The sequence below is a fragment of the Steroidobacter sp. genome (assembly GCF_016790065.1).
Classification (GTDB): Bacteria; Pseudomonadota; Gammaproteobacteria; order Steroidobacterales; family Steroidobacteraceae; genus Steroidobacter.
Window position 1 is genome coordinate 1 of sequence record NZ_JAEUPY010000776.1, and the last position, 9,318, is coordinate 9,318.

A 9,318-nucleotide genomic window follows, 5' to 3' on the forward strand; every position below is an offset into this window, starting at 1 on the left:
ATTTCGCTGATGGGCCTGACCATTGCCGTGGGCTTGGTGGTCGACGATGCCATCGTGGTGTTGGAAAACATCATGCGTCACATCGAAGAAGGCATGCCGCTGCGGGAAGCCACCACTCGGGGCGCCGGCGAAGTAGGCTTCACTGTGTTGTCCATCTCGTTGTCGCTGGTGGCCGCCTTCATTCCCATTTTCTTCTTGCCGGGCACAGTGGGCGCGCTGTTCCACGAGTTCGCCATCGTGATCTCGCTGTCCATCATGGTGTCGGCCGCCGTGGCTCTGACGTTGATTCCCGTGCTGGTGCCGATGCTGTTGAAACATCGCAAGCGGCAGCGGGAACCGCGCTGGGCTCAGCTCACGGAAGCGATGCTAACGAAGTTGACGACGTTCTACGGCCGGATGCTCGACCTGGCGCTGGCTCGCCGCGCAGCCGTGCTCCTCGTTGGCGCCGCGACGGTCGTCTTGACCGTGTGGCTGTATGTCATCTCGCCCAAAGGCTTCTTCCCGCAAGAAGATCTCGGTCAACTGGAAACCAAGATCGTCACGCCGCAAGACATGTCGTACGAAGGCCGCCTGGCCGTGGTTCGCCAGTTGCAACAGGTGCTGCTGAAAGAACCCTCCATTGCCACCATGGCATCCAAGGTCGACCATGACACTACGCGCATCACCATCGACCTGAAGGATCGCAGCGAGCGGCCCGCGATGGCCGAAGTGCTGAAGCAATTGCGTGAGCACACCAACTTCATTCCCGGCGTGCGTGTGAACTTCAGCCCGGTGCAGAATTTGAAGGTTGGCTCGGGCAGCTCACCGAGTGCCAACCAATACGTGTTGCAATCGGTCGGCTCGGCGGAGCTGGATCAGTGGAGCGACGCGCTGTTGGCACAGTTGCGCAAGTCCGACGTGTTCGCCGAAGTCGAAACCGATTTGGAACGCGAAGGTCTGCAGATCACGCTCGACATCGACTACGCGCGAGCCGCTCAGCTCGGCATCGATATGAGCAACATCCGCAGCACGCTCTACTCTGCTTTCGGCACGCGGCAGGTGTCGTCGATCTATGCGCCGGCAGATACGTATCAAGTCATTCTCGAGGTGCCGCCGGAACTGCGGCGTGACGAGACCGATTTATCGCGCTTGTATGTCCGCGCCAGCACTGGCGGCTTGGTGCCGCTGAGTGCATTCGCTCGCATGATCCGCGAACCCGGCGTGCTCGCGGTCGAGCATGAGTCGCAGTTGCCCGCGATCACCCTCTCCTTCGAGCTGGCCGATGGCAAATCGTTGTCCGATGCAGCCACCGCCATCGAACAAGCACGCGCCGCCATCGGCATGCCCTCGACCATCTTCGGCAAGTTCGGCGGACAGGCCTCGCTCTACGCTCAATCCCAGCACACCAATCTGTGGTTGATCGCCATCGCTGTGGGCGTGGTGTATGTGGTGCTCGGCGTGTTGTACGAGAGCTGGATTCACCCAGTCACGATTCTGCTGGGCATTCCGTCGGCCGCACTCGGCGCCTTGCTCAGCTTACGACTGGCCGGCTTGGAGCTGACGGTCACCGCAATGATCGGCGTACTGCTACTCATCGGCATCGTGAAAAAGAACGCCATCATGATGATCGACTTCGCCATCGAGCTGCGACGTCGTAGCCCCATCGGCGCCACGCAGGCGATTCGCGAAGCCTGCCTGCTGCGCTTTCGTCCCATCATGATGACCACGTTGTGCGCGCTCATGGGCGCGTTGCCAATGGCGCTGGGCCTCGGCGCCGGTGCCGAGATGCGTCAGCCGCTTGGCATCGTGGTCGTCGGCGGCCTGCTGATGTCGCAGCTCATCACGCTGTTCATCACACCCGTGCTGTACGTGTCCTTCGACGGTCGCCAGCGTTCAACCGCTAGCGACCTCGACTATGACGATGGCTTGCAACCGTCCTAACGCAACGACCTACCGCAAACCGATCTGGGCACTAAAGTTCGGATCGCCCTTGCCGGCCAGCGGCGACTGCTCGGCATATCGATAGCCGGCATCCAGCTTGGGATCGGTCTCGATGAAGTTGTCGCCCTTGGCGACGGCTGCTTTGTCCTTGGCGAACAGCGCGCCTTCGTTGCCGAATAGACCGCTGTAGCCCACCCAGATTCGGCTGTTCTCAGTGGCGCGCGCCACGTACGGCTTGTTCTTCAGGAAGATCGAATTGGTCGCGTAGATGCTCGCGTGCTGCTCGCCGTACAGCGCATCGTCGAGATTGCCGTCGAACACCGAGTTGGCAACGTGCGCGCTCGAATTGCCGTATGCAGCGACGCCGGCAGAATCGTTGCCGCGAATCAAAGCATTGCTCAGACGAAGATGCGCGTACTCGTCTATCCAAATGGCGACGTGCCCGTCAAGGATGCGCAGGTTCTCGGCATCCAAGTCAGTGTGGCCGCGGCCGGTCAGGCCCATCTTCTGATACTTCTCGATAGTCACATCGCGCACGCGCACCTGACTGTCGATGGCGAAAATGCCGTGGCCTTCGTAGATCTCGTCTTCTTCGATCTCGAACTTGAAACCGGTGAGCGTCAGGCCACGCACTTCGACGTTGGAGCGATGAATCACCACACCGGTGGTCCGCGGGCCCGTGCTGCCGTCGAGCACCGCGCCCGGCTCACCGACCAGAGTCAACCGCTTGCCATCGATCACCACGAAGCCGCGAATCGTGTGGACCTTGTAAGGCACATCGCGCACACCGGTCGCGGTGTATGTGCCAGGCCGAAGCTGCACAGTGTCGCCATCGGCGGCGGCATCAACTGCCGCCTGGATGCCGCTGCCACCGGAAAACGCGCAATCGGCAGCCACCGCCTGCGACGGACACACCACATGGGTCTTGGGCCCAACCGACGGTGACCCGGCGGCTACCGGCGGCGCACTGGTCTGCGGATTGGTCTGCGAACTGGGCGAACAGCCCGACACCAGGCCGACCAGCAACACGGGAATCAAGCGCGAGTACACAGGCATGCGGATTCTCACTAGGTAGGTGAGTCAAGTATGTTGGCAACATGCCGATGCTCGTAGATGCGAAGTTGGCCCCGCCTGGTGCCGAACGCACACCGCAGCGCCAAGGTCAGGTCTTGGTCAGCCGCATCGCCCTATGCTTCGTGGTTTACAGCCTCAGATTGCTGTTGTTGAGAATGAATCGCGATCACGTCACCTTTGGCCAGCCGCCGCTAGCGCCATGCGACTTCTGCTAGTTGAGGACAATCCGCAGCTCGCGGAACTGGTGCAGGACGGGCTGACGCGTCAGGGGTTTGCCATCGATCGTTGCGGCTCGTTGAAAGACGCCTTGGCCGCGCGCAATGCCGCCAGCTATGACTTGATCCTGTTGGATCTGGGCCTGCCCGACGGCGATGGCATGAGCCTGGTTCGGCAACTGCGCCAAGCCAACGACTCCATTCCCATCCTGATTCTGACCGCGCGCGGCGGTCTCAACGATCGCTTGATCGGCCTCGACGGCGGCGCCGACGACTATCTGGTCAAACCATTCGAGATCGCCGAGCTCGCCGCTCGCTGTCGCGCACTGTTGCGACGACCCGGTGCCACCCTCGGCGTTGTCTTGCAACTTGGCAACGTGGCGCTCGATAGCACGACGCGCTCGGTAAGCGTGAATGACACACGCATCGACGTCCCGCCGCGTGAAGTCGCCCTGCTCGAACAACTATTGCGACGCTCGGAACAAGTGGTTCGACGTAACCAGCTCGAAGAATCGCTCTACTCCTTCGGCGAGGACGTCACGCCCAACGCCTTGGAAAGCGCAGTCTCACGACTCCGCAAACGCTTGAGCGGCGCCGGCGCCAACATCGTGGTGCGGACAGCCCATGGCATCGGCTACGCCGTCTTTCAGCAGGGCTAAGGCGATGCAATCCGGCCCAAGTCTGGTCCGACAGATTTCCGTGCGCCTGGTCGCGGCGGCGGTCCTGGTCTCATTGTTCGAGATCATCGGCGTGCTGTTCCTGTACAGCATGAAGCGCCCCAAGTTGGCCGATGAGTTAGTGACCGGACAAGCCGCGCGTGTGTTCGATGCACTCAACAGCAGCGACCCCGCTCAGGCGCTGGCGCAGCTCTCACCGCCTCGTGGTGCCGACGATTGGACCTTTACAGTCCACAACAGCAACCGTCAGCTACTCCACGAACACGCGGCACGAAAGACGAACACTTTCAAACCGCTGGCCGTGCCGGTCGATCACAACTGGACGCGCCTGGAACGTGACAGCGGACCGGTGCTTTTGTACGGCTCGCGTCATCTGGATAACGATTCGTGGGTGTCGATGGGCATCACCGGCGAATCCTTGCCGCTGTTCGGCATGGTCTTCGTGCGCGAGGCCTACACGCACGTCATCGTCCCGGTCGCTCCAGTCACCATCCTGGTGCTGTTGTTGAATGTCTATATCGTGCGCCGCATGTTGGCGCCGTTGTCCCAAGCGGCCGATGAAGTGGATGCATTGGATCCGTCTCGCATGGACACGCGACTGTCGGCGCCAACGACGCCTCGCGAAGTTCGCGCTCTAGTACTGGCGATGAATCGCGCGTTGGATCGCCTTCAACAAGCGATGCGCACGCTGGAATCGTTCACGGCCGATGCGGCTCACGAAATGCGCACGCCGCTGTCGATCTTGAAACTTCGCGTCGAAGCGCTCGAGCCTGGCCCGGCCAAGAACGCACTCCGCGAAGACGTGGCAGCCATGACGCGTCTGGTCAATCAGATGCTCGATCTGGCACTGGCCGACACACTCGACTCGCAGATCAATCAAACGGTGGATCTCGCCGCCCTGTCACGGGATGTGGTCGCCCGCATGTTGCCGGTCGCGGTCGCTCGAGGCTGTGACATCGAGCTGATGGATCATGGCGGCCCGACGGTTAAAGGTCATGCCGAAGCTCTGGCTCGCGTGCTGACCAATCTGATCGACAACGCCATCGCGCACTCGCCGCGAGATCGCGCCATCGACGTCATCGTCGGTCCCGGCGCAAAGCTCATCGTGCGGGATCGCGGCCCAGGCTTTTCACCGGAAAACGCTCAGCTGTTGTTTCGCAGATTCTGGCGAGGTGCTGCACCTGGCCGCGCCGGCGCCGGCCTCGGCCTGGCCATCGCGCAGAGCATTCTGTCGCGCCACGGCGCATCGATCACAGCTGACAACGCGCCCGACGGTGGCGCCATCTTTACTATTCAGTGGACCAAAGAGAGCATCACATGAGAACTGCGGGAGTGCCGGCCATCATCGCGGCACTGGGACTGCCGATGACGGCTGAGAGCAATGAGTCGCACGCGGATACTCCGCCGTTGCTGCTCGAAGCCGCTTACACCGGCGAAGTCTGGCGTAACTTCAGCGGCGGCGCGCGTCGCGACGGCACGTATCTGGACAACATCGACGTCATCGCCACGCTCGATGCCGAGCGCGCGTTCGGTTGGCGCGGCACCACGTTCCTGGTTTCGGGCCTGTACAACAACAAGCCCACGCTGTCGGATCGCATCGTCGGCGACATCCAGACCGTGAGTAACATCGATACCGAAGGCGCCTCTCGCGTGTATGAAGCGTGGGTGGAGCGTGCGTTCGAAGCCGGCGCCATCAAGCTCGGCTTGATCGACTTGAACAGCGAGTTGGACGTGAACGAGACCGGCGCGCTGTTCGTCAACAGCTCGCACGGCATCGGTCCGGACTTCAGCCAGGTCGGCGAGAACGGCCCGTCCATCTTCCCGATCACCGGCCTCGGTACGGTGATGCGCTGGGACTACAACGATGCGTTACAGATCCGCCTCGGAGCGTTCGAAGGAACCGTGGGCGATCCGACGCACCCGAATCGTGCTGCCACCTTTGACATCGAGGATGACGAAGGCGCGCTGCTGGTCGGCGAACTGACGCTGCGGCCCACCGAATCGAATCGTTCCATCGTGGGCGTGTGGCGCCACACTGGCCGTTCCACCGACTTCAACGATGAAGAGTTGCAGCGTCGCACCGAATCGCTGGGCGTGTATGCGCTCACCGAAGGCAAGCTGTTGGAGCGCGGTGAAGGCTCGCTGTCGGGCTTCCTTCGCGTGGGTTTCGCCGACGGTGACGTGCACCAGATCTCTCGCTACGTTGGCGCCGGCCTGGTTTGGTCTGGGCCGCTGTTGGCGAGCGCCGAGAGCGAGGAACAGTTGGGTCTGGCGGTGGGCAACATCGCCAATGGCCAGCCCTATCGTCATGCTCAAGCCGAGCTGGGCTCGTCGTTCGAGCGGCACGAGACTGCTATCGAACTCACCTATCGCGTGCAGGCGTTGCCGTGGCTGGCGCTGCAGCCGGACCTGCAATACATCATCAATCCGGGGACCAATCCGACGCTGGACGACGCTTGGGTGGTGGGCCTGCGTTTCGAGTTCAGCTGGAGCAATGAGGCGGGCTGAGTGCCCGCCTCGTCTCGAGGTTCAAATCAGTGAATCAGGCGGCGGCCGCGCTGGCCGCCTGCCGCTTACGAGCGCGCTCTTCGACGCGCCGACGATCCAGATACATCATCCAGCCGGTAATCACGAACAACGGCAGCGCCAGGCTCGACAGCATCAACAGCACGGTGCCGACCAGGCCGAAGTAACTGCCCTTGTGAATGGCCAGCATGCTGGAAAGCAGCTTGCCGCCCGCCTGCTTGTCTTCATAGCGCTGATGCGACAACACCTGCGAGTCGCTGGGATCGATTTTGATGGTGTTGACGTCGGTCAACGGAGCTCCCACATCCACGTACTGAACGCGCAGCGGCTCGTCACCGGCCTTGGGCAAGCGGATCACGATCTTGCCCAGGGCATGACCGGCGGTGACCGTCTCGACTGAGTTCCACACCTGCGTCACGTCCGGAGCGACCAGCTCCTTGCTCTTCAACTCCGCCTCGACCACTGGCTGCACACCAGTCAGTTTCTCCAGCATGTCGCCATACCACTCATAGGCGAAATACAGACCGGTGAGCGCCGAAACCAACAATAGCGGCAACACATAAGTGCCGATGACGGCATGCATCGAATACAGGAAACCGCGGCCCCGCAAGCGCGTCTCGATCACGAACCAATTGCGCCAGTTGGTGAATCGACGCGGCCAACGCAGATACAAGCCGGTGAGCACCAGGCCAACCAGCAAAATCGCCGAGGCATCGAAAATGCGCCGACCGACCGAATCGCCGGCCAGCCGATCGGTAATGAAGCCGCGATGGATCTCTTCCAACAGCTCGAAGAAATGTTCGCCGGTCGCGCCGCCGCTGTGCCAATCGCCGGTGTAGGGATTCAGGTAGCGGATGACTTCGTCATCGCCGGCCAGGAACAACACCCGAATGGCGCCGTCTCCTTGCGGCGGCACCGAGACGAGACGCACGCGCCCGCCGATACGATCCGCCTCGGCCTGCGCCTGAGTCAGCAGCACCGGCATGGCCAAGCGCTCACCCTTCACTTCGACCTGGCGCGCGTCGCCGTTCAATGCATCCAAGATCTGATCTTGAAACGACATCATCGCGCCCGTGAACCCCATCACTGCGAGGACTACGCCCGCGGTGATGCCGACCAGCCAATGGGCCTGGAACCAGAATCTGCTTTTAGCCATGCGCCTGGAGGATAAAACTAGGGAAGGAGAAGAATAGAACGATGCAGCAGCGTAGCCGCTGAGGCCTGACAGAGACCTGACGCGACCGGCGAAATTACAATTGAAAACATCTGGCTGTGCAGCGACTGCAGTCCCCCACCTACAACTCGCTGCCCACCCTGGACACCAACGGTGTTTTCACCGTTGACGAGGAACTTCACCTGGGCGCCGGACGTGTACTTCGCACCTGCTGTCTGGCCGACAGCAAACGCATTCCAAACGAATGTAACGAATTGTGGGGGGTGTCCAATGACGGGCGCGCAACAGCTGGCCAAATCCTGGGCCAAAACATTGACGTGTGCATCGGCCGTACTCTTGTCCTGGGCCGCGACTGCAGCACCGCGAGTCCTGGAAGAAACCGCCAAGATCCCCACGCCCGATGCCAGTTACATCTGGCCCATCAACGTCGCCGTGGATGGCGACTGGTTGATCGCCACCGGCCAAAAAGACGTCGAAAATACCCCCGGCGTATCGCAAGACAACTCCGCCTGGTTGTACCAGCGCCAGAGCAACGGCAGTTGGACGCTGGTACGCCGGCTGGTGCAGTACCTGGTGCTGTCCGACGGCGACGAACCATTGATGAATGTGGACATGCAAGGCGGCGTCGCAGCCATCATTCGAGAAGGCGCCAGTTGGATCTTCGAACGTTCCGGCAGCACCTGGGTCGCGAAGCCCTCGCCCATCGTCACCGACGGCATGGATGTCGAAGTCGACAGCGGCACGATTACAGTGAGCGCCGGGACGTGCGACTGGATCACCAACAGCTATCGCAAAAACCCCAGTGGCGCGTGGACGCTGGCTCGCACCACGCCCGGCGAGCCCACTCCCGATTGTGAGAATGAGGATGAGCGCGGCGACGTCGATGTGTCCGGCAACGCGGTCATCGTTGCAACGTTCAGCGACGGTACCAATCCTTCGTCGGCGCGCATCTTCGACGGCCCGTTCGGTACCACTCCTGTGATGACCCGCCTGCTGGCACCGTCAGGAAATCTGTTCGCGTTCGGTGATCCAGTGGCCATCCAGCTGCCCGCGGCGGTGGTCGGCGACGGCCTGCCTGACCTTGGTCCGCAGGCGTACACCAGAGATGCCAGCGGTCACTGGTCCCACAGCGGTGCGTTGTTACGACCGGACAATCTAACGTTGCGCACACCAGCGCAGATCGAGTTGCGCAGCGGCCTGGCCATCGTCAGTCAACCCGAAGACGACCTGCTCGGCACCGGTGTGCACACGGGCTCGATCTCGGTCTTTCAACGCAACACCAATGGCACGTTCCGTTACGTCGCCAAGCTGGTGCCGAGCGATCGCGATGAGGCGCTGAGTTTCGGTTACGCCGCCGAGATCAGCGGCCGGCGCGTAGTCACCAGAAACATTCAGGCCAAGTCGGTCTACATCTACGACTTGCCCACCGATCTCACCGTCCCCGCCACGCTGCAAGACAACTTCGAGGACGGCAACGCAGCCGACTGGACACCGCAAGCCGGCAGCCTCTACAGCGTGGCGACCACAGCCAGCTCCCGCGTTTACAGACAAACCAGCATCGCAGGCAATGCCACGTCATTGTGGGGCAACACGTCGCGCGCCAATCAAGCCGTGGAAGCGGACATCAAGCCGACGGCCTACTCGACAGTCGCTGGCGATAAGTGGTTCGGATTGGTAGCCCGCTACACTGATGCCAACAATCATTACTACGTGACCCTGCGAAACAACAACA

General features: G+C 61.7%; 6 protein-coding genes and 1 pseudogene. 5 read left to right on the plus strand and 2 right to left on the minus strand.

The genetic code is table 11. The features are described 5' to 3' along the window. Nucleotides 1–1,920, plus strand: a 1,920-nt coding sequence (locus tag JNL55_RS31410) for an efflux RND transporter permease subunit (RefSeq protein ID WP_293863905.1), incomplete at its 5' end; no start/stop codon positions are given. Nucleotides 1,921–1,929: 9 nt separating this feature from the next. On the opposite strand, the gene JNL55_RS31415 is transcribed toward JNL55_RS31410, so the two are convergent. Then, the gene (locus JNL55_RS31415; RefSeq protein ID WP_293863907.1) at nt 1,930–2,976 is read right to left on the minus strand and encodes a right-handed parallel beta-helix repeat-containing protein; all 1,047 of its coding nucleotides are present in this window, start codon (nt 2,974–2,976) and stop codon (nt 1,930–1,932) included. A 217-nt stretch (nt 2,977–3,193) separates the two neighbouring features. Between JNL55_RS31415 and JNL55_RS31420 the strand changes: the two genes are divergently transcribed. From JNL55_RS31420 to JNL55_RS31430, 3 genes are read left to right on the plus strand one after another with little or no spacing between them, the layout of a single operon-like run. Further along, nucleotides 3,194–3,868: a response regulator transcription factor gene (locus tag JNL55_RS31420; RefSeq protein ID WP_293863909.1), complete on the plus strand. Its 675-nt coding sequence runs from the start codon at nt 3,194–3,196 to the stop codon at nt 3,866–3,868. Between the two features lie 4 nt (nt 3,869–3,872). Continuing rightward, nucleotides 3,873–5,207, plus strand: a complete 1,335-nt coding sequence (locus tag JNL55_RS31425; RefSeq protein WP_293863911.1) for a sensor histidine kinase — start codon at nt 3,873–3,875, stop codon at nt 5,205–5,207. After that, entirely contained in the window at nt 5,204–6,394 is a 1,191-nt protein-coding gene (locus JNL55_RS31430) for a carbohydrate porin (protein ID WP_293863913.1), read from the plus strand. Before JNL55_RS31425 ends, JNL55_RS31430 begins: the two co-directional genes overlap by 4 nt. Nucleotides 6,395–6,428: 34 nt before the next feature. Here the strand turns inward: JNL55_RS31430 and JNL55_RS31435 are convergent, their stop codons facing one another. Further along, the gene (locus tag JNL55_RS31435) at nt 6,429–7,568 is read right to left on the minus strand and encodes a PepSY-associated TM helix domain-containing protein (protein ID WP_293863915.1); all 1,140 of its coding nucleotides are present in this window, start codon (nt 7,566–7,568) and stop codon (nt 6,429–6,431) included. Nucleotides 7,569–7,856: 288 nt separating this feature from the next. On the opposite strand from JNL55_RS31435, the pseudogene JNL55_RS31440 reads away from it, so the two are divergent. Beyond that, nucleotides 7,857–9,318: pseudogene (locus JNL55_RS31440) on the plus strand (hypothetical protein); the annotation flags it as partial.